Here is a 20,032-nt window from a genome sequence, read left to right on the forward strand (position 1 = left end):
GCCTCAGCGCTGGAAGTCATACAGCGAACCGACGCGCAGGATCTGCGTGAGTTCGTCGAGCGCCGTGCGCGATTCGTCGAGCAGCGCCGGGTCGGCGAGGTCTTCCGGTGCGAGGCGATCGCGGTAGTGCTTGTCGATCCACGCGTCGAGCGACGCGAACAGCGTGTCGTTGATCCACACGTTCGACGTGACGGCCGCGCGCTCCGCTTCGTTCAGCACGACGCGCAGGCGCAGGCACGCGGGGCCGCCGCCGTTCTTCATGCTTTCGCGCAAGTCGAACACGAGCACGTCGTGAATCGGGCCGTTGCCGGCCGCGAGCTGGTCGAGATAGGCGGCGACGTTCGCGTTCTCGCGGCACTCCTGCGGCACGACGAGCACTTGCGAGCCGTCCGCGCGCGACAGCAGCTGGCTGTTGAACAGGTACGACGTCACCGCGTCGTTCACGCTCACGGCCGCGTCGGGCACCTCGATCACGTTCAGGCGCGCACCGCGTGCGTCGAGCGCGGCGGTCAGCGTGTCGTAGATCGCCTGCTTGTTGACGAATGCACGCTCGTGCGTGAACAGCGTGTCGCGGTTGCCGACCGAGATCACGTCGTTGTGGAACACGCCCGCGTCGATCACGTCCGGGTCCTGCTGCGCGTAGACCGTCGCTTCTTCGGCAAGGCCGTGGCGATGCGCGACCGCGCGGCTCGCCTCGAAGGTCTGGCGTGCCGGGAAGCGCTTCGGCTCGGGCCCGCGGCGGTATTCCGCGCGGCCGTACACGAAGAACTCGATGCCCGGCTTGCCGTATTCGGCGCAAAAGCGCGTATGGTTTGCCGCGCCTTCGTCGCCGAGCGCCGGCGTGCCCGTCAGCGCCTCATGCACCGCGAAGTGCGCGGGATCGGCGAACAGCGTCGACAGCGTGCGGCGCGTGGCTTCGTGCTCGATCGCGCGATGCAGCTTGCTGCACAGGTTCGCCGGCGTGAAGTGCACGCGGCCGTCGCTCGTGTCGGCCGACGGGCTGACGGTGGCCGCGTTCGCGGTCCACATCGCCGACGCCGAGCTCGCCGCGGCGAGCAGTTCGGGCGCCTGCTTCGCGGCCTTCGCGATCACGTCCGCGTCCTTGCCCGAGAAGCCGAGCTCGCGCAACAGGCGCAGCGACGGCCGCTCCTGCGGCGGCAGCACACCCTGGGCGAAGCCGAGATCCGCGAGCTGCTTCATCTTGCGCAGCCCCTGTTTCGCGGCGGCCTTCGGGTTCGCGGCCGACTTCTCGTTGTTGAGCGACGCCACGTTGCCGAACGACAGTCCGGCGTAGTTGTGGGTCGGGCCGACGAGTCCGTCGAAATTGGCTTCTTGTGCGTTCATCGTCGCTCCCTCGATCAGAAATGCAGGCCCGGCGACAGGCTCGCGGGCAAGGTCAGTTGCGTGCTTTCCACCGACGCCATCGGATACGCGCAATAGTCGGCCGCGTAGTACGCGCTCGGGCGATGGTTGCCCGAGCGGCCCGTGCCGCCGAACGGCGCGGCAGACGACGCACCGTTGGTCGGCCGGTTCCAGTTGACGATCCCGGCGCGGATCGTGCGGCGGAAGTGTTCCCATGCCTTCTCGTCGTCGGCCAGCAGGCCGGCGGACAGGCCGAATGCCGTGTCGTTCGCGCGCTCGATCGCTTCGTCGAACGTCGCGTAGCGGACGATCTGCGCGAGCGGGCCGAAATGCTCTTCGTCAGGCAGGTTCGCAACACCCGTCACGTCGACGATCGCCGCATTCACGAAGCCGAGGCGCGGATCGCGCTGCGACATCGCGATGATCGGCTTCGCGCCCTGCTCGATCAGGCGCGACTGCGCGTCGACCAGCTTCGCGGCCGCGCGCGCCGAGATCACCGCGCCCATGAACGGCTGCGGATCGGCATCGAACACGTCGGCCGTGATCTTCGACGTGACGTCGGCGAAGCGTGCGAGGAAGCGGTCGCCGAACGCGCCCTGCGGCACGAAGATGCGGCGCGCGCACGTGCAGCGCTGGCCGGCCGACAGGAACGCCGACTGGATCGTGTGATGCACGGCCGCGTCGATGTCCCCGACTTCGCCGATCACGAGCGGGTTGTTGCCGCCCATCTCGAGCGCGAGCACGATTTCCGGACGGCCGCCGAACTGCTTGTGCAGCAGCGTGCCCGTATCGGAGCTGCCGGTGAAGAACAGCCCGTCGATCTGCCGATGGTTCGCGAGCGCGATGCCCGTGTCCTTCTCGCCCTGCACGAGGTTCAGCACGCCGGCCGGCAGCCCGGCTTCCTGCCACACCTCGACGGTCGCGCGCGCGACGCCCGGTGCGAGCTCCGACGGCTTGAACACGACCGCGTTGCCGGCGATCAGCGCGGGCACGATATGGCCGTTCGGCAAGTGGCCGGGGAAGTTGTACGGGCCGAACACCGCGACGACGCCGTGCGGGCGGTGGCGCAGCACCGCGACGCCGTCGGCCATGTCCTGGCGCTTCTCGCCGGTGCGTTCCTGGTATGCCTGGATCGAGATGCCGACCTTCGCGGCCATCGACGCGACTTCGGTGCGCGCTTCCCACAGCGGCTTGCCCGTCTCGCGGCCGATCGCGGTCGCGATCGCTTCCTTGCGTTCGTTGAGCAACGCGGCGACGCGCTTGACGATCGCGCAGCGCGATTCGAAGTCGAGCGCCGACCAGCCGGCGAATGCGCGGCGCGCGCTCGCGACCGCGCGGTCGACGTCGGCCGCCGACGCGCTTTCGCCCTGCCATGCGATCTCGTCGGTGCCCGGGTTGCGCGAAGCGAAGACGGGGCCCGAGCCTGCGACCCAGGCGCCGTCGATGAAGAGTTCCGTCATGATTCGTTTATCCCTGTTTGACTTTGAGCGGCAGCACGCGGACCGGATCGCCGGCCTTCACGTCGAGCGCGACGGCGTCGTCGGCCGACAGCACGAACGAGCCGTTCGCGACCACGCCCGGCGCGACGCCGACGCGAAAATCGCCGAGCGACGTGTTCGACACGAGCGACCTCGGGGCGTCGTCCCGTGCATCGGGCACGCCGATCGCGACCGGCACGACGACGCTCTCGCGCACCGTGCGCAGGTCGTTGACGTGGCATTCGAGCACGGGGCCCGCGTCGAAGATGTCGACGTGATTCTGGTAGCGCAGCCCTTCCGCTTCGAGCATCTTGCGGGCCGGCAGCGTGTCGCGGTGCGTGAGGCCGACCGCGTCCTGCGCGTCCTGCGGCAGCAGGTCGACGTACACCGGGTAGCGCGGCATCAGCTCCGCGAGGAACGACTTGCGGCCGTGCGAGCTGAGGTAATCGGCTGCGTTGAAATCGATCTGGTAGAAGTGCGAACCGACTGCGCGCCAGAACGGCGACGTGCCGTCCTCGTCGAAGTGGCCGCGCAGTTCCGCGCAGATGCGTTCCGGGAAGCGTTCGCGGAACTGCGCGATGAACATGAAGCGCGAGCGCGACAGCAGGCCGCCGACGCCGCCCGTGCGATAGCGCGGGCTCAGGAACAGCGAGCACACTTCCGCGTAGCCCGTCAGGTCGTGCGAGATGTTCAGCGCGGACATCCGCGTCCACACGCCGAGTTCCTGGCTCGCGTGCACGACCGTGCTCACGCGATAGTTGTAGAACGGCTGTTCGAGGCCGACCTGCGTTTCGATCCCGCACACGCCCGCGATGTCACGCGTCTTCGAATCTTCCATCACGAAGAAGTAGCCGGCTTCGCCCGGCGCGGCCTGCCCGTCGAGCGTGCGGCGCGAGCGTTCGATGCGCGCGGCGAGCGCGTCGCGGTCGGGCTTGAACGTGGTCAGGCCCGGCCCGGTTTCCTTCGCGAGCGACACGAGCGCGTCGACGTCGCCCGTTTGTACGACCCGAACGACGATCATGCTGCGTCTCCCTTCAAATCTTCATCGTCGCGGCGGTGCAGCGGCACGCAGCGCACGACATCGCCATCCTTCACATCGAGTGCTGCGCGCACGTCGCCGGCCAGCGGTGCATCGGGCGTATCGCCCGGCAGATCGGCCAGGACGCAGCGGAACGATTCGCCGCTGCCCGTCGACACCATGTAGGCGACGTCGCCCTGCTGGTGCGCGGCCTCGCGCACGACACGCTCCGACGCCTGCTTCACGCATGCGGTGCGGTCGACCTGCGCGGTCAGCACCGGGCCTGCGTCGAAGATGTCGACGAAGCGGTCGGGCTCGAAGCCTTCCTCGAGGTGGATGTCGTACGCGAGCAAGGCCGTTTCGTTCGGCTCGCCGAGCACGCGCTGCGCGGCTTCCGGCAGCAGCGGCACGTAGAGCGGATAGGCCGGCATCACTTCCGCGATGAACGTGCGGCTGCGGCCGCCCGACGCGATGTCGACGTCGGTGAAGTTGCGGCCGAAGAACTTGCGCCCCACTGCTTCCCAGAACGGCGATGCACCGGTGGCGTCGCTCACGCCGAGCAGCAGCGTGAACACTTCCGGCGTGAAGCGGCGACGGTTCGCGGCGATGTACATCATCCGGGCGCGCGAGATCAGGTGCGCGGCCGCGTCGCCGCGCAGCGACGGATCGACGTAGAAGCCCGCGAGCCGGCTCTTGCCGGTCAGCTCGTGCGACATCGTGAGCGCGTGGATCTTGCGGTTCACGTGCAGTTCGCGCGACGCGTGGATCAGTGCGTCGTTGCGGAACGCGTAGAACGGTTCCGAGTAGCCGGCCGCGGCCACGATGCTCGCCGTGCCGAGCAGCTTGCCGGTCGACGAATCCTCGAGCACGAAGAGGTAGAACTCCTCGCCGGCGAAGTCGACGTCCGCGCGAAACGAATCCTCGGAGAGCGCCACGCGCGCTTCGAGCGCGGCGCGGTCGTGCGGCAGCGAGTGCAGGACCGGCTGCGCGGTGCGCGCCATGTGCGCGAGCGCATCGAGATCCGTGAGTTTGCCGGGGCGAACAAATAGCATCGTCGTTCCTGTCTGCGATGGGGGCGCCGATCAGCGCGCGGTGGCTTCCTGTGCGGCGAGCACTTGTTCGACTGCCTTCTCGAAGCGCTTCATGCCTTCGTCGAGCAGGTCGAACGGGATCACCAGCGACGGGACGAAGCGCAGCACGTTCGGGCCGGCGATCAGCATGATCAGGCCGTTCTCGGCGGCGGCCGTGACGAAGTCCTTCGCGCGGCCGTCGAATGCGGCGGTGAGTTCCGCACCGACCAGCAGGCCCTTGCCGCGCACGTCCTTGAAGATGCCGAAGCGTGCGTTGATGCGTTCGAGCGCGCCCTTCAGGCGTACGCTGCGTTCGCGCACGCCTTCGAGCAGTGCCGGGTCGCCGATCAGTTCGACGACCTTGTCGGCGATCGCCGATGCGAGCGGGTTCCCGCCGTACGTCGTGCCGTGCACGCCGACCTTGAAGTGCGCGGCGAGTTCGTTCGTCGTCAGCATCGCGCCGATCGGGAAGCCGTTGCCGAGTGCCTTCGCGGTCGTCAGGATGTCCGGCGTGACGCCCGTGTCCATGTACGCGTAGAACTGGCCCGTGCGGCCCACGCCCGTTTGCACTTCGTCGAAAATCAGCAGTGCGCCGTGTGCGTCGCATGCTTCGCGCAGTGCCTTCAGGAAGGCCGGATCGGCCGGGATCACGCCGCCTTCGCCTTGCACGGGCTCGACGATCACGGCGCAGGTTTGCGGGCCGATCGCGGCCTTTGCGGCTTCGATGTCGTTGTACGGCAGGTGCTTGATGCCGGCCGGCACGGGGCCGAAGCCTTCCGAGTATTTCGGCTGGCCGCCGACGCTGACCGTGAAGAACGTGCGGCCGTGGAACGACTGCACGAACGAGATGATTTCTGCTTTATCGGCGCCGTGGCGGTCGAACGCGACGCGGCGTGCGAGTTTCAGGGCCGCTTCGTTCGCTTCCGCGCCCGAGTTCGCGAAGAATGCGCGATCGGCGAAGGTCAGCGATTCGAGGCGCTTCGCGAGGCGCAGCACCGGTTCGTTGGTGTAGCCGTTGCCGATGTGCCAGAGCTTGCGGCTTTGTTCGTCCAGGACTTTCAGCAGTTCCGGGTGGCCGTGGCCGAGGGACGTTACTGCGATGCCGCACGCGAAATCGATGTACTCGCGGCCAGCCGTGTCCCACACGCGGGAGCCCTCTGCGCGATCCGGCACGAACGGGGCGGGGGAAAATACCGGCACCATCACTTCGTCGAATGTCTGGCGGGTCACGGTCGAGGTCGTCATGGTCGTTCCTTTCGGTTTCGTAAGAGGGTTCAACAGGATCAAGTTTAGGTAAGGGCGACGCAAGCGTCTTGCAGATTTGCGACGGGTTCTATCGGAAGGTTTGGGTTTTGCCCTCCCGGGCCGGGGGGCGGCTACGCCGTGTCGGTATTTTGGGGCTTTTTCTGTCTTGTCTGGGGCTTGCTTCGGGGTCGCGAAGCACCTGTAATCGCGAAGCACCTGCAATCGTGTCGGTCTATTAGCGTCGCCCCTCCGCGGGGCAGCGGTCACTTTTCTTTGTCTTGCCAAAGAAAAGTAACCAAAAGAAAGGCGCTCGGATAACGCATGACTTACCGGTGCCATCGCCAACAGAGTGGCCACCATCTAAGTGTCCGCGCCAGTCAGGAACCCGGAGTGGTTCGAACAATGGTTCTGACACCACTGCCTACACAACAGAGCGGTATACCGCTCGCTAGCTCCGTCCTCGCTTCGCTCGGACGATAGGTCCATCCCAACCAATACCGATATCACTCTCAACGTACTTTCAATAAACGGGGAATTCGCTGCTCTGTCCGCGAGAAAATTGGGGGACGCAAACACATCGTCTCGCGAAGACATCATCGTCAAACGATCTGCTCACACAAATATGGAGAGCAGAAAAAGTGCCTGGCGGTCGACGGCTGATGCAGGAAGCACGAACGCAACCGCCCGCCCTGAAGTACCTTGCAGCCGAGCGTAGCGAGGATGGAGCTAGCGGACGGTATACCACTCCGTGGGGTAGCGAGAGATGTCAGAACCATTGCTCGAACCACTCCGGATTCCTGACTGGCGCGGACACTTAGATGGTGGCCACTTTGTTGGCGATGGCACCGGTAAGTCATGCGTTATCCGAGCGCCTTTCTTTTGGTTACTTTTCTTTGGCAAGACAAAGAAAAGTGACCGCTGCCCCGCGGAGGGGCGACGCTAATAGACCGACACGATCACAGGTGCTTCACGCCAACCGCGGGCAGACCGCCAAAACAAACCAAGTCAAAACCAAACCTCAATCCTTCCCGCGCTCGACGAGCGCTCCCCCCCGAGGTTCACTGCCGCCACCCGTCTGCTTCTCGAGCCACGCCCGCCGATCCTCCCGAGGCGTAACCCCAAACCTTTCCCGATAAGCATTAGAAAAGTGCGCAGCAGAAGAAAACCCACAGGCGAGAGAAACTTGAACGACAGACTTGCTGGTGCGCTGCAACTGAGTGCGGGCCTTGAGCAACCGGAGATTGAGGTAATACTTGGAGGGCATCGCCCCGAGATACTGTCGAAAGAGCCGTTCCAGCTGTCGGCGCGACACGCCGACCAACCCGGCGATTTCATCGGTAGTCAGAGGATCTTCGACATTGGCTTCCATGAGCAGCAATGCGTCGTTCAGCCGAGGATGCCGCTCACCGGGCGCGGTGACGAAAGGAATCCGCTGTCGTTCTTCGCCGCTGCGCAAAGCGCCAACGCCGAGCGCATCGGCAATCCGCTCTGCGAGGTCCGCCCCATGTTCCCGGCCGATCATGGCCAGCATGAAATCAACGGTAGCCTGCCCACCCGCACAGGTCGCCCGATCGCGATCGATCTCGAAAATCTGCTGCGTGACGATCGACCGCTCGAACTGCTCGGCGAACTGCTGATACGTCTCCCAGTTCACGCTCACGCGATACCCGGAAAGCTGCCCGGCCATCGCGAGCCACCACACGCCGTGGTGAATGCCTGTGACGACGGGCGTCCGCTGCCCGACCCGCGCGAGACTCGCGAGAAACAACCGATAGTCGGCAAACTGCTGAAACCGCTCCGTCACGACGATCAGCCAGTCGCACGCGATCGCATCGTTGAACGCCGCATCGGCATGCCACTGCGCACCGCCCGCGAGCGGCACGGGCCGCCCGTCCCAAGAACAGACCTGCCAGCGGTACAACAACCGCCCGTCGATCTCGTTCGCCAGGTTCAACGCATCGACGATCGGACCCACGCCCGACATCGACACGGGCGGCAATGCAACGATCGCCACCTGCGTCGTGCGGGTGGCGCCTGCGGGACGAGACACCGGTACCACGTCTGAAACCTGCCCCGTCGCGTTACTTGAGACTGCCCGACAGGAACTGCTTGAGCCGCTCGCTCTGCGGGCGCACCAGCACCTCCTTCGGATCACCCTCTTCCTCGGTCCGCCCCTGATGCAGGAACATCACATGATTCGACACGTTGCGCGCGAAACCCATCTCGTGCGTCACGACGATCATCGTGCGGCCTTCCTCGGCCAGCTTCTGCATCACCTTCAGCACTTCGCCCACCAGCTCAGGGTCGAGCGCCGACGTCGGCTCGTCGAACAGCATCACGTCCGGATGCATCGCGAGCGCGCGCGCAATCGCCACGCGCTGCTGCTGGCCGCCCGACAAATGCGACGGATACTGCTTCTCGACACGCGGCGGCAGGCCGACCTTCTCCAGGTACTCGCGCGCGCGCTCCTCGGCTTCCTTCTTCGAAATGCCAAGCACGTGCACGGGTGCCTCCATCACGTTCTCGAGCACGTTCATGTGCGCCCAGAGGTTGAAGTGCTGGAACACCATCGCGAGCTTCGTGCGGATGCGCTGCAACTGCTTGTGATCGGCGACTTCGAGCGCGCCGGCGCGGTCGGCCTTCGTGCGCACGGCCTCGCCGTCGACGACGATCTGCCCCGCATTCGGCCGCTCGAGGAAGTTGATGCAGCGCAGGAACGTGCTCTTGCCCGAGCCGCTCGCGCCGATGATGCTGATGACGTCGCCGGCCTTCGCGTTCAACGACACGCCCTTGAGCACCTCGTTGTCGCCATAGCGCTTGTGGATGTCGAGCGCCGCAAGCTTGGTGGCACCGTTCGTTTGAGTGATCTCGGCCAACTGGCTCTCCTCGAAGTAAATCAATGACGGGCGGCCGCGAGATACGCGAGCCAGTGGCGCTCCGCGCGGCGAAACGCCGCGACGAGTGCGAACGATACCGCAAGATAGATCAGCGCGGCGATTCCGAACGACTGGAACGCCATGTAGGTCGCGGAATTCGCATCACGTGCGACCTTCAGGATGTCCGGCACGGTCGCCGTGAACGCCACGGTCGTCGCGTGCAGCATCAGGATCACCTCGTTGCTGTACAGCGGCAATGCACGGCGCAGCGCCGACGGCAGGATCACCCGGCGGTACATCGTGAACGGCGACATCCCGTACGCACGCGCCGCCTCGACCTCGCCGTGCGGAATCGCCCGGATCGCGCCGGCGAAGATCTCGGTCGTGTACGCGCAGGTGTTCAACGCGAACGCGAGAATCGCGCAGTTGAAGCCGCTGCGGAAGAACGCGTCGAGCAGCGAGTGCGACCGCACGAACTCGAGGCTGTACATGCCCGTGTACATCAGCAGCAGCTGCACGTAGAGCGGCGTGCCGCGGAACACGTACGTGTAGAACCGCACGGGCATCGACACCCACTTCTTCCGCGACACGCGCGCGACCGCGAGCGGCACCGCGCACACGAAGCCGAGCGAGATCGACGCCACGAGCAGCCACAACGTCACCGCGAGGCCGGAGAGGCGCTGGCCGTCCCAGAAAAGGAACGCCTTGCCGAATTCCTGGAGGATCTCGATCATAGTTCTGCGTGCCGCACGCCCATGGAATAACGTTTCTCGAGCTGGATCAGCACGAGGTTGGAAACGGTCGTGATCGCGAGGTAGATCAGCGCCGCGACGAGGATGAAGAAGAACATGTTGAACGTGCTCTTGCCGGCGTCCTGCGCGGCCTTCACGACGTCCGCGAGGCCGATGATCGACACCAGCGCGGTCGCCTTCACGAGCACCTGCCAGTTGTTGCCGATGCCCGGCAGCGCGAAGCGCATCATCTGCGGAAACATGATCCGCACGAACACGCGCGCGCCGCTCATCCCGTAAGCCGACCCGGCCTCGAGCTGGCCGCGCGGCACCGACAGGAACGCGCCGCGGAAGGTCTCGGTGAAGTACGCGCCGTAGATGAAGCCGAGCGTCAGCACGCCGGCCACGAACGGGTCGATGTCGATCTGGTTCCAGCCGACGAGGTCGGTGAACTGGTTCAGCCAGATCTGGATGCTGTAGAACAGCAGCAGCATCAGCACAAGATCGGGCACCGAGCGGATCAGCGTCGTATAACCGGTCGCGATCGCTCGCAGCACCCGGTTGTGCGACAGCTTCGCCACCGCGCCGATCAGCCCCAGCGCCACCGCAGTGGCGAGCGACAGCACCGACAGCTCGATGGTCTGCACGGTGCCGGCCCAGAGGACGGGACCAAAGCCGTAAAGGAACACGCGCGTCTCCAGAGTTGGAATGAATGCCGACGCGTATGCCTGTCCCGCGCCGGGCTGACGCGGATAGTCGCAAGCGAAATTGATTGTCTCAAATCACCTTGCACTCGATTGCTGCATCGCAACAATCAATCCCGCCATTTACACCCCGGCCCTACACCGCTGTTTCCAAAGGAAAAAAGCCGCTTCCTGACAGTCGGATGACACGCAGGGAAGCGGACTTTTTGCAATTTTCCGGTCGCTTTTTCGATATAGCGCCGGACTGGCCATCGGGCCGAACACGCACATCCCGGCCCGCCACAGCCGCGGCTGGCAGACGCGCATGAACGGTGCGCTGCGCAACGGGCTGAAGCAGCACCGCGCGTGACCGTCAGCGCCCCTTCAGGATGTCGGAGCGCGAAGTCGTATAGACAAGCCCGTCCGGGCCGAAATGGACGTTGAAGAACGCGTCGGTGTTGACGCCGTCCTCGAGCCAGCGCCAGCTCCAGACCGTCTCGGGCTTCAGCGGATACTGCGCGACGTCGCCGGGCTTGCCGAGCAGGCGCCGCACCTCGTCCTCGTTCATCCCCGGGCGCACCTTCGCGAAATTCTCGGCGGTCAGCACCTGCGTCGCGCCCGTGTAGCGCCCGTTCGCATCGAGATCGACGAACCAGGTCTGGTTGCCCATCGGGCCGCGCGGATATTCGTAGCGCTTCGAGCCGTCGGTAAACTCGCGCACGGTCTCGGGCTTGCCCATCGTGCCGCGCACGTCGGCCTCGGTCGACTCGCCGACCTTCAGCCCCTTCAGCAGCAGCGGCGCGGGCTTGATCGCGTTGAAGAAGTCCCTGATACGTTGCACGTCGAGATGGCCTTGGTCGTCGCAACCGGTTAGCGCCAGCGCGGCGGCCAGCATCGTCACGGAAAGCAGCCTGAATCGGAAAATCATCGGAAGAGTTGCGCGTCGAGAAAACACGCGGCAAGGATACCCGCGCAACGCCAAAAGCGCGAGACGGGCGCACGGCCCGTCTCGTGTTCAATGCGTCGTTTCGGTTTCCGTTTCGGCTTCGGACACGCGGCTCGCCGGCTGCGGCGCACGCGGCGCGCCGACGCGGCGGCGCGTACGCACGAGCTCGGCAAGCTGCCACGAGCCGAGTGCCAGGCAGCCGAACAGCACCTCGCGGCCGCGCTTGACCACCGCCAGCGACAGCGCCGTCTCGCGGTCGACGCCGAACATCTGCGCGAGCAGCACGACGGTCGCCTCCTGCACGCCGAGCCCGCCCGGCACCATGAACGCCGCATGCCGCACGGCCTGCGTCATCGCCTCGATCGCGATCGCGCCGCCGATCGACACCGGATGGCCGAGCAGCGCGAGCGCCCAGTAGATCTCGAGCGCGCCGAGCACATACCCGGCCAGTTGCCAGAAGAATGCGCTGAACAGCAGGCCCGTGCGCGACATCAGCGAATCGATATCGGCGTCGAGCCGGCGCCCGTCGACGCCCTGCAGCAGCCGGTGCGAATCGCCGAGCAGGCGGCCCGCGAAACGCTCGATCGCATGGAAGATGCCGCCGCGCCGCATCAGCACGACGCCGAGCACCGGCAACGGCAGCGTCAGCAGCAGCGCGAGGCCGATCGTGCCGCCGCCCATGTTGTCCGTCGTCGCGAGCAGCAGCACGAGGCCGAGCGCCGCGAACGCATACTGGACGACGATCGTCACGAGCACCTCGACGATCACCGACGCGGTCACGCGGCTCGCGTCGGGCACCTGCCAGCGCGCGAGCCGGATGCCGACGATCTCGCCGCCGATCCCGACCACGGGCAGCAGCCGGTTCACGGCCTCGCGCACGGTCGCGATCCACCACAGGAACGACAGCGAACTGCGCCGGTCGAGCAGCAGGTGCCACGCGTACGCATCGAGCAGCAGCGGCAGCCCGTGGAACGGCACGAGCCACAGCAGCGCGTAGCCGGCGCGCGCGAGCATCTGCGACACGTCGCCGACGCCTTCGTGCAGCCCCAGCGCGAGCAGGATGCCGATGCCGATCGGCCAGCCGAGCCACTTGATCCACTTGCTCATGACGGCTGCGCCCCCGGTGCGCGCGACGCGTGCGCGCCTCGACGTGCCGCAGGCCCGCCGAACACGTCGGCGAAGCCGCCGGTCGCGACGCCCGCCGCCTTCAACGCGGCCGCGACGCGCGGCGACAGCAGCGCATCGAGTTCGTCGACCGGACGGTAGCCGGCCATCGTCGGCGTGATCGGGCCGTCGCCGGCCTCGGCCGGATGGCAGTAGATCTCGCCGACGCCCGGCGGCAGCTGCGCGAGCGCGTCGAGCAGCACGGCCTCGTCCATCGCGCCCGTGTGCTCGATCCCGACGACATAGTCGTTGTGCGCGAGCCCTGCGCGATCGAGCCGCGCACGCACGAGCGCGATCCACGGCTTGAGCAGCGCGGGCGCGCTCGTCTCGTACGGCAACCGCACCGCGCGCAGCCCGTAGTCGCGGCCGATCTCGATGATCATCGACAGCACGGTCGGATGCAGGTGGAAATGCTTGTGCGCGTTCACGTGGTCGAGCGGCAGGCCGCTCGCCGCGAACGCGTCGAACTGCGCACGGATCTCGCGGCGCAGTTGCGCGCGAACATGCGGCAGGAAGAAGAAGCGACAGCCGTCCTTCGCCATCGCGTCGCCGAACCGCCCGTCGGCGCCGACGAGCGCGGGAATCTCATGCGCGGGCAGCGTGGCCGGGCCGTCCGCGAGCACCAGGTGCAGGCCGACCGCGAGCGACGGCAGCCGCCGCGCGCGGTCGATCGCATCCTGTGCGGCGGGGGCGCCGACCATCAGGCTCGCGGCGTTCAGCACGCCGTCGCGGTGCGCACGCTCGACCGCCGCGTTGACGCGCGGGTGCAGCCCGAAGTCGTCCGCGGTGAAGATCAGCGCCCGCGCCGCCGGCTGCGTCGCCACGGATTACGCCTCGTGTGCGCGCAGGAAGCGGAAGAACTCGACGCCTTCGCGCAGGCGGCGCTTCATCATGTCCCAGCTCGTCAGCATCTCGCGGACGATTTCCCAGATCTTCGACGGACGGAAGTAGAACTGGCGATAGAACTGCTCGAGATGGTGATAGATCTCGTCGCGCGACAGGTGCGCATAGCCGATCGCCGCGAGCTGCACGCCTTCCTTGCTCACCAGGTTGATCGTCTTGTTCTCTTCCATCCAGCCGTTCTCGACGGCCTGCTTGTAGAGCGTCGTGCCCGGATACGGCGCGGCGAGCGAGACCTGGATCGTGTGCGGATTGATTTCCTTCGCGTACTCGATCGTCTTCTTGATGGTTTCCTGCGTCTCGCCCGGCAGGCCGAGGATGAAGGTGCCGTGGATCTTGATGCCGAGCTTCTTGCAGTCCGCGCTGAAGCGGCGCGCGAAATCGGTGCGCACGCCCTTCTTGATGTTCACGAGGATCTGGTCGTCGCCGGATTCGAAGCCGACCAGCAGCAGGCGCAGGCCGTTTTCCTTCATGATCTTCAGCGACTTGTACGGCACGTTGGCCTTCGCGTTGCACGACCACGTCATGCCGAGCTTGCCCAGGCCGATGGCGATCGCTTCGGCGCGCGGCAGGTCGTCGGTGAAGGTGTCGTCGTCGAACATCAGTTCCTTCACTTCCGGCATGTTGTCGCGGATCCACTTCGCTTCCGCGAGCACGTTCTCGACCGAACGCGTGCGGTAGCGATGGCCGCTGACCGTCTGCGGCCACAGGCAGAACGTGCAGCGCGACTTGCAGCCGCGGCCCGTGTAGATCGATACGTACGGATAGTTCAGGTAGCCGATGAAGTAGTTGTCGATCTTCAGGTCGCGCTTGTAGACGGGCGCGACGAACGGCAGTTCGTCCATGTTCTCGAGGATCGGACGCGCTTCGTTGTGCTCGATCGAGCCGTCCTTCGCGCGCCAGCTCAAGCCCTTGATCTCGGGGAACGGCTTGCCTTCCGCGATTTCCTTGCAGGTGTAGTCGAATTCCTCGCGGCACACGAAGTCGATGGCCTCGCTCGCCGTGAGCGAGTTGTGCGGATCGACCATCACCTTCGCGCCCACCATGCCGACCAGCATCGACGGCTTCATCTTCTTGAGATCCTGCGCGAACATCGCGTCGGTCGGGAACGACGGCGTGCTCGTGTGGATGATCACGAGATCGTAGTCGTTGGCGATCTTCAGCGTTTCCTCGACCGACAGGCCGTCGGCCGGCGCATCGAGGACGCGGCTGCCCGGCACGAGCGCGGCCGGCTGCGCGAGCCACGTCGGATACCAGAAGGAACGGATTTCGCGCTTCGCCTGATAGCGCGAGCCGGCTCCGCCGTCGAAGCCGTCATACGAAGGGGCCTGCAAGAACAGCGTTTTCATGAATGCTCCGGTAGCCTGCATAGTTCGATTCGTCACAACGATTCAGTCAAAAAACCGCGGGCCGCCCTGCCGGCGCCCGCCTCTCTGTCATGTCGCGCCGCGCGGCTTCGCCGCGCAGCGCGTCTCGGCCGTCGGGCCGGGTTCGATCGACGGCCCTAGCGGCCGTCCACTGCTTCAACTGCAGCCGTCGCGCGTTCGCCGCCGACGACCGTCATCCTCGCGCCGCGCCACACGACGTGCGTGCCGAACGCGGCCGCGAGCCACTCGAGCGCGAGCAGCGTGTCGCGCACCGCGACGAGCGGCAGGTCGCGCCAGAACGCGCGCCAGCCATCTTCGCCGCGCGCATGCAGCACGAGCCGCCCGAATGCGCCGACCACGGCCGCCCCGCCCGCCAGCGTGCCGGCGAAGGTGCCGTCGAGACGCAGTGCGAGCGCCGCGCCGATCGCGAGCCACGGCACCGTAAACGTAATGAACAGGAACGCGAAGCCGGCCGGGTTCAGCGAACGGATCGTGCGCAGCCAGCGCGTCTCGCGGTGCCACAGCGGCCCGAACGACGGCTCGATCACGTCGGTCGCGACCTCGACCTCCGACAGCACGGTGCGCCGCCCGAGGCGTCGCGGCAATTCGGCCAGCCAGAAATCGTCGGCCAGCTCGTCCTTCAGCGCGAAAAAGCCGCCGATCCGGTCGAGCGTGTCGCGCGTCAGCGCGAGCGTCGCGCCGAAGCCGAAGCGGCTCGAGCGGCCGAGGTGCGTGATCCGCACCGACGGTGCGAACCACGCGTCGACGAACTGTGCGCCGATCCGCGTCCAGAACCCGCCGACGCTGCGCGCATGATACAGGCACGTGACGACACCGACCGACACGTCGGCGAGCGGCGCCGTCACGCGCTCCAGATAGTCGGGCTGCACCGCGATGTCGCTGTCCGCGATCACGATGCGGCCGTATTTCGCGCGTGCGGCGAGATTGATCAGGTTGCTGACCTTCAGGTTCTTGCCGTGCACGCGCGCGTCGATCACCAGCGTGATGTCGCACTCGGGATAGTCGGCGCGCAGCCGCTCGACGACGGCGATCGCCGGATCGGCCGGCGACGCGACGCCGAACAGCACTTCGTAGCGCGGATGGCGCTGCTCGCAGAACGTCGCGAGGTTTTCGTACAGGTGCGGCTCCGCGCCGCACAGCGGCTTGAGCACGCTGACCGGCTCGAAACCATCGCGCGCAGCGGTGCGCGGCGTACGCGGCCGCGGGGCAAACGCGGCGACGAGCGCATAGCCGGCCGCGGCCAGCGTGAATGCGATCAGCAACCAGTCGAGCAGCGTGGCGGTTGGCGTCATGCGCAACGCCTCCCGGCGACCTGAACGCCGTGGAGAACGCTCGAGCGTGATTGAGCGTGATGCGGTATTCCGACTACGACGAACGCGGGCACGACCCGACTCCTTGTTCCAGCAGCGTCTGTAATGGGGGAAGCACGACCCTTCGTTCGGGTACGGCCAAGCCCGGCTTCGCGTGGCTTCTCTCCGCACAATGCCCGGAGGACGGGATGCGGGAAGACTCGAATGGCTACCATCGGCACAACATGGGCAGGCGCCGGATTTTAGCAGTCCGCGGCACCCCGCGCTCGGCACTACGCGAAACGGACTGGTGCAATTCCGGCAAAGCTGAGTCGTCGACGAACCTTATCGGCACAGCCACGTTCACATTAGCGTAAGCAGTTTGCAGGCGTATTGCAGTCTTGAAAATCAAACGTTTCGTGCAAATTTGTATGTCGATGCGGATTCACGTCCAATCGCCGTAAAGATTGGTAATTAATCAGCGATTGGATTGATTTTTGCAACAATCGAGGTATTCGACCCTGCGCCCCTGTAAGGCGCATGGGTATCGGCGCGTCGCCAGCACGTTCCGGAACCCTTTGGCAAAATCCTTGGCATTTGTTGCGTACGCGCATCACCGCGCTCCCCCATTCGAAGGCCACCCGATGACACCGTTTTCCGTACTCGATCTCGCCCCCATTCCGGCCGGCGCCGACGCCTCGCAGGCGTTCCGCAACACCGTCGATCTCGCCCGGCACGCGGAACGCTGGGGCTACCGGCGCTACTGGCTGGCCGAGCATCACAACATGCCGGGCATCGCGAGCGCGGCCACCGCCGTCGTGATCGGTCATGTCGCGGGCGCGACGCAGACGATCCGCGTCGGCTCGGGCGGCATCATGCTGCCGAACCACGCGCCGCTCGTGATCGCCGAGCAGTTCGGCACGCTGGCCTCGCTGTATCCGGGGCGCATCGACCTCGGCCTCGGCCGCGCGCCCGGCACCGACCAGACCACATCGCGCGCGCTGCGCCGCGACCTGATCGGCAGCGCCGACTCGTTTCCGGACGACGTCGCCGAACTGCAGCGCTATTTCGCGGAGCCGGTGCCCGGCCAGCGCGTGCGCGCGGTGCCCGGCGCGGGGCTCGACGTTCCGGTGTGGCTGCTGGGCTCGAGTTTGTTCAGTGCCCAGCTCGCCGCGATGCTCGGGCTGCCGTTCGCATTCGCGTCGCACTTCGCACCGGACTACCTGATGCGCGCGCTCGAGATCTATCGCGCGCAGTACCGGCCGTCGGCCGCGTGGCCGAAGCCGCACGCGATGGTCGGCGTCAACGTGTTCGCGGCGGATACCGACGACGAGGCACGGCGCCTGTTCACGTCGCTGCAGCAGCAGTTCATCAACCTGCGGCGCGGCACGCCGGGCAAGCTGCCACCGCCCGTCGACGTGCTCGAGGCGAACGAGCTCGAACTCGCGACCGTCGCGCATTCGCTGTCGTTCGCGGCCGTCGGCTCGCGCGACACGGTGCGCGACAAGCTGCGCGACCGCATCGCGCAGACGGGCGCCGACGAGTTGATCGTCACCGCGCAGATCTACGATCACGCCGCGCGGCTGCGCTCGTTCGAACTGACCGCGCAGATTCGCGACGAGCTCGCGAACGAGACGCGCTGACGGCACGGCCGCGCGCCGCCGGCGGCCTGCCCCGCGTTACTGCGGGTGCACGGCGTCCAGCCCGTCGAGCAGCGCCTTGTGGAACGCGTCCGGGTCCTGGATCTGCGGCGCGTGCCCGAGCGCCGGGAATTCGACGAGCTGCGCACCGGGGATCGCCGCCTGCGTGCGCTTCGCGAGTTCCGGATAGCGGCCGAGCTTCGCGTGCACGTCGGGCGGTGCGACGTCCTTGCCGATCGCGGTCGTGTCCTTGTCGCCGATCATCAGCAGCGTCGGCACGCGGATCGCGCCGAGTTCGTAGACCACCGGCTGCGTGAGGATCATGTCGTAGATCAGCGCGGAATTCCACGCGACCGCGTCACGGCCGGCGCCGCGATACATGCCGGCCAGCATCTGCACCCAGCGCTCGTACGACGGCGACCACTTGCCCGCGTAGTACGTGGCCTGCTCATAGCGGCGGATGCCGTCGGCCGTCGTCTTCTGCTCGCGCGCATACCAGTAGTCGACCGACAGCGGCGGCACGCCGAGCGCCTTCCAGTCCTCGAGGCCGATCGGGTTCACGAGCACGAGCTGGTCGGTCGCCTTCGGATACATCAGCGCATAGCGGATCGCGAGCATCCCGCCGGTCGAATGGCCGACGATCGTCGCCGACTTCACACCAATCGATTCGAGCAGCGCATGCGTGTTGCGCGCGAGTTGCTGGAACGTGTATTGATAGCGCTCGGGCTTCGACGACTTGCAGAAACCGATCTGGTCCGGTGCGATCACGCGGTAGCCGGCCCGGCTCAACACACCGATCGTGTCATCCCAGGTGGCCGCGCAAAAGTTCTTCCCGTGCAGCAGCACGACGGTGCGGCCGTTCGGATGCGCAGGCTGCACGTCGAGAAACGCCATCTCGAGCGTCTCGCGCTGCGACACGAACGTGTACAGGTGCACGGGCGCCGGATAGGTGAACCCTTCCAGGCGCGGGCCGTACGCGGGCCCGTCGTTGCCGGCGGGCGGCGCGCCTACGGCCGCGGCAGGCAGCGCGCACACGGCGGCGGCAGCCACGCCGAGCACGACAGCGCGTGCAACACACAACATCTTGCAAATCGAAAGCATGGCGATCAGGGTGATTGGGGACGCACGCGGGCAAGCGTGGCCGCCTCGCGCCCCGCGATTCTACGCGGTCGGGCTGACGACGGCGCGCAACACTCCGGGGCCGCGCGACTTCCGCGCGTGCGACGAACTCGGGTATCGTGTGACGTGACCCTGAAACGCGTGCAGGCGCTTCCCATGAAAAACGTCCTCAGCATTCAGTCGCACGTCATCTACGGCCATGCCGGCAACAGTGCGGCCGTATTCCCGATGCAGCGCCTCGGCGTCAACGTCTGGCCGCTCAACACCGTCCAATTGTCGAATCACATGCAGTACGGCCATTGGGCCGGCAGCGCGATCGATGCCGCGAAGATGGAACAGCTCGTCGACGGCATTGCCGCGATCGGTGCGCTCAAGCGCTGCGACGCCGTGCTGTCCGGCTTCCTCGGGTCGCCGCCGCAGGCGCGCGCGGCCGTCGAGATCGTCCGCTCGGTGAAGGCAATGAATCCGGACGCGTGGTACTTCTGCGATCCCGCGATGGGCCAGACGGGCGGCATCCGGCCCGAGCCCGGCGTCGAGGAATTCATCGTGCAGGAGGTGCCGGCGCTCGCGGACGGCATGTCGCCGAACCACACCGAGCTGCAGAAGCTCGTCGGGCGGCGCATCGAAACCGTCGCCGAAGCCGTCGACGCGTGCCGCGCGCTGATCCGTCGCGGCCCGCAGATCATCCTCGTCAAGCACCTGCACGACCGCAACAGTCCGGCCGACCGTTTCAACATGCTCGCCGTCACCGAAACCGAAGCGTGGATCGGCCAGCGCCCGCTGTACGCGTTTCCTCGGCATCCGGTCGGCGTCGGCGACCTCACCAGCGCGATCTTCGTCGCACGCCGGCTGCGCGGCGACTCCGTGCGCGCCGCGTTCGAGCACACGCTCGCGGCCGTGCATGCGGTCGTGAAGGCCACCTACGATGCGCGCCGCTACGAACTCGAACTCATCGCCGCGCAGGACGAGATCGCCCGCCCGAGCGAGTGGTTCGGCGCGTGGGTGACCGACGCCTGAGGCACTGGTACCGCTGTCCTGCTTTCCTGCTTTCCTGCTTTCCTGCTTTCCCTGCTTTCCCTGCTTTCCCTGCTTTCCCTGCTTTCCCTGCTTTCCCTGCTTTCCC

Annotated in this window: 17 protein-coding genes; 2 read left to right on the forward strand and 15 right to left on the reverse strand. The window is 66.5% G+C overall.

Translation table 11 applies throughout. The features are described 5' to 3' along the window. Window positions 1-3: 3 nt before the first annotated feature. The 14 genes from astB to hpnI form a co-directional block, all read right to left on the reverse strand. Window positions 4-1,344 (reverse strand): N-succinylarginine dihydrolase, encoded by a 1,341-nt coding sequence (gene astB, locus U5798_RS27935; RefSeq protein WP_006488742.1) that lies wholly within the window; start codon window positions 1,342-1,344, stop codon window positions 4-6. Between the two features lie 14 nt (window positions 1,345-1,358). Continuing rightward, a complete protein-coding gene (gene astD / locus U5798_RS27940; RefSeq protein ID WP_322083844.1) occupies window positions 1,359-2,822 on the reverse strand; it encodes a succinylglutamate-semialdehyde dehydrogenase in 1,464 nt (487 codons plus the stop codon). A gap of 7 nt (window positions 2,823-2,829) precedes the next feature. Then, the gene (astA, locus tag U5798_RS27945) at window positions 2,830-3,861 is read right to left on the reverse strand and encodes an arginine N-succinyltransferase (RefSeq protein ID WP_124456530.1); all 1,032 of its coding nucleotides are present in this window, start codon (window positions 3,859-3,861) and stop codon (window positions 2,830-2,832) included. Beyond that, window positions 3,858-4,910 (reverse strand): arginine/ornithine succinyltransferase subunit alpha, encoded by a 1,053-nt coding sequence (aruF, locus tag U5798_RS27950; protein WP_322083845.1) that lies wholly within the window; start codon window positions 4,908-4,910, stop codon window positions 3,858-3,860. The genes astA and aruF overlap by 4 nt, the downstream gene beginning before the upstream one ends. A gap of 30 nt (window positions 4,911-4,940) precedes the next feature. After that, window positions 4,941-6,173, reverse strand: a complete 1,233-nt coding sequence (locus U5798_RS27955) for an aspartate aminotransferase family protein (RefSeq protein ID WP_122944883.1) — start codon at window positions 6,171-6,173, stop codon at window positions 4,941-4,943. Between the two features lie 1,018 nt (window positions 6,174-7,191). Then, window positions 7,192-8,232 (reverse strand): GlxA family transcriptional regulator, encoded by a 1,041-nt coding sequence (locus U5798_RS27960; RefSeq protein ID WP_124456532.1) that lies wholly within the window; start codon window positions 8,230-8,232, stop codon window positions 7,192-7,194. Between the two features lie 22 nt (window positions 8,233-8,254). After that, the gene (locus tag U5798_RS27965; protein WP_176046878.1) at window positions 8,255-9,049 is read right to left on the reverse strand and encodes an ABC transporter ATP-binding protein; all 795 of its coding nucleotides are present in this window, start codon (window positions 9,047-9,049) and stop codon (window positions 8,255-8,257) included. A gap of 20 nt (window positions 9,050-9,069) precedes the next feature. Then, window positions 9,070-9,783, reverse strand: a complete 714-nt coding sequence (locus U5798_RS27970) for an ABC transporter permease (RefSeq protein ID WP_124456534.1) — start codon at window positions 9,781-9,783, stop codon at window positions 9,070-9,072. Continuing rightward, window positions 9,780-10,469, reverse strand: coding sequence for an ABC transporter permease (locus U5798_RS27975; RefSeq protein WP_011544981.1), 690 nt, complete (start codon window positions 10,467-10,469; stop codon window positions 9,780-9,782). The genes U5798_RS27970 and U5798_RS27975 overlap by 4 nt, the downstream gene beginning before the upstream one ends. A 367-nt stretch (window positions 10,470-10,836) precedes the next feature. Then, window positions 10,837-11,391 (reverse strand): hypothetical protein, encoded by a 555-nt coding sequence (locus U5798_RS27980; protein WP_322083846.1) that lies wholly within the window; start codon window positions 11,389-11,391, stop codon window positions 10,837-10,839. A gap of 87 nt (window positions 11,392-11,478) precedes the next feature. Beyond that, window positions 11,479-12,516, reverse strand: a complete 1,038-nt coding sequence (locus U5798_RS27985) for a lysylphosphatidylglycerol synthase domain-containing protein (protein WP_322083847.1) — start codon at window positions 12,514-12,516, stop codon at window positions 11,479-11,481. Beyond that, window positions 12,513-13,397, reverse strand: coding sequence for a hopanoid biosynthesis-associated protein HpnK (gene hpnK, locus U5798_RS27990; protein WP_124456537.1), 885 nt, complete (start codon window positions 13,395-13,397; stop codon window positions 12,513-12,515). The genes U5798_RS27985 and hpnK overlap by 4 nt, the downstream gene beginning before the upstream one ends. A gap of 3 nt (window positions 13,398-13,400) precedes the next feature. Continuing rightward, window positions 13,401-14,843, reverse strand: coding sequence for a hopanoid biosynthesis associated radical SAM protein HpnJ (gene hpnJ, locus U5798_RS27995; protein WP_311767317.1), 1,443 nt, complete (start codon window positions 14,841-14,843; stop codon window positions 13,401-13,403). Window positions 14,844-14,977: 134 nt separating this feature from the next. After that, window positions 14,978-16,153, reverse strand: a complete 1,176-nt coding sequence (gene hpnI / locus U5798_RS28000; protein ID WP_124456539.1) for a bacteriohopanetetrol glucosamine biosynthesis glycosyltransferase HpnI — start codon at window positions 16,151-16,153, stop codon at window positions 14,978-14,980. Between the two features lie 641 nt (window positions 16,154-16,794). Here hpnI and U5798_RS28005 point away from each other — a divergent pair. Then, on the forward strand, window positions 16,795-17,793 hold the full coding sequence (locus U5798_RS28005) for an LLM class flavin-dependent oxidoreductase (RefSeq protein WP_322083848.1): 999 nt from the start codon (window positions 16,795-16,797) through the stop codon (window positions 17,791-17,793). A gap of 36 nt (window positions 17,794-17,829) precedes the next feature. Here U5798_RS28005 and U5798_RS28010 read toward each other — a convergent pair whose 3' ends face one another. Continuing rightward, window positions 17,830-18,891: an alpha/beta fold hydrolase gene (locus tag U5798_RS28010; RefSeq protein WP_124456541.1), complete on the reverse strand. Its 1,062-nt coding sequence runs from the start codon at window positions 18,889-18,891 to the stop codon at window positions 17,830-17,832. Between the two features lie 174 nt (window positions 18,892-19,065). On the opposite strand from U5798_RS28010, the gene pdxY reads away from it, so the two are divergent. Beyond that, a complete protein-coding gene (gene pdxY / locus U5798_RS28015; RefSeq protein ID WP_124456542.1) occupies window positions 19,066-19,926 on the forward strand; it encodes a pyridoxal kinase PdxY in 861 nt (286 codons plus the stop codon). Window positions 19,927-20,032 lie beyond the last annotated feature (106 nt).

The sequence above is a fragment of the Burkholderia sp. BCC1972 genome (assembly GCF_905339605.1).
In the GTDB taxonomy this organism is placed as follows: Bacteria; Pseudomonadota; Gammaproteobacteria; order Burkholderiales; family Burkholderiaceae; genus Burkholderia.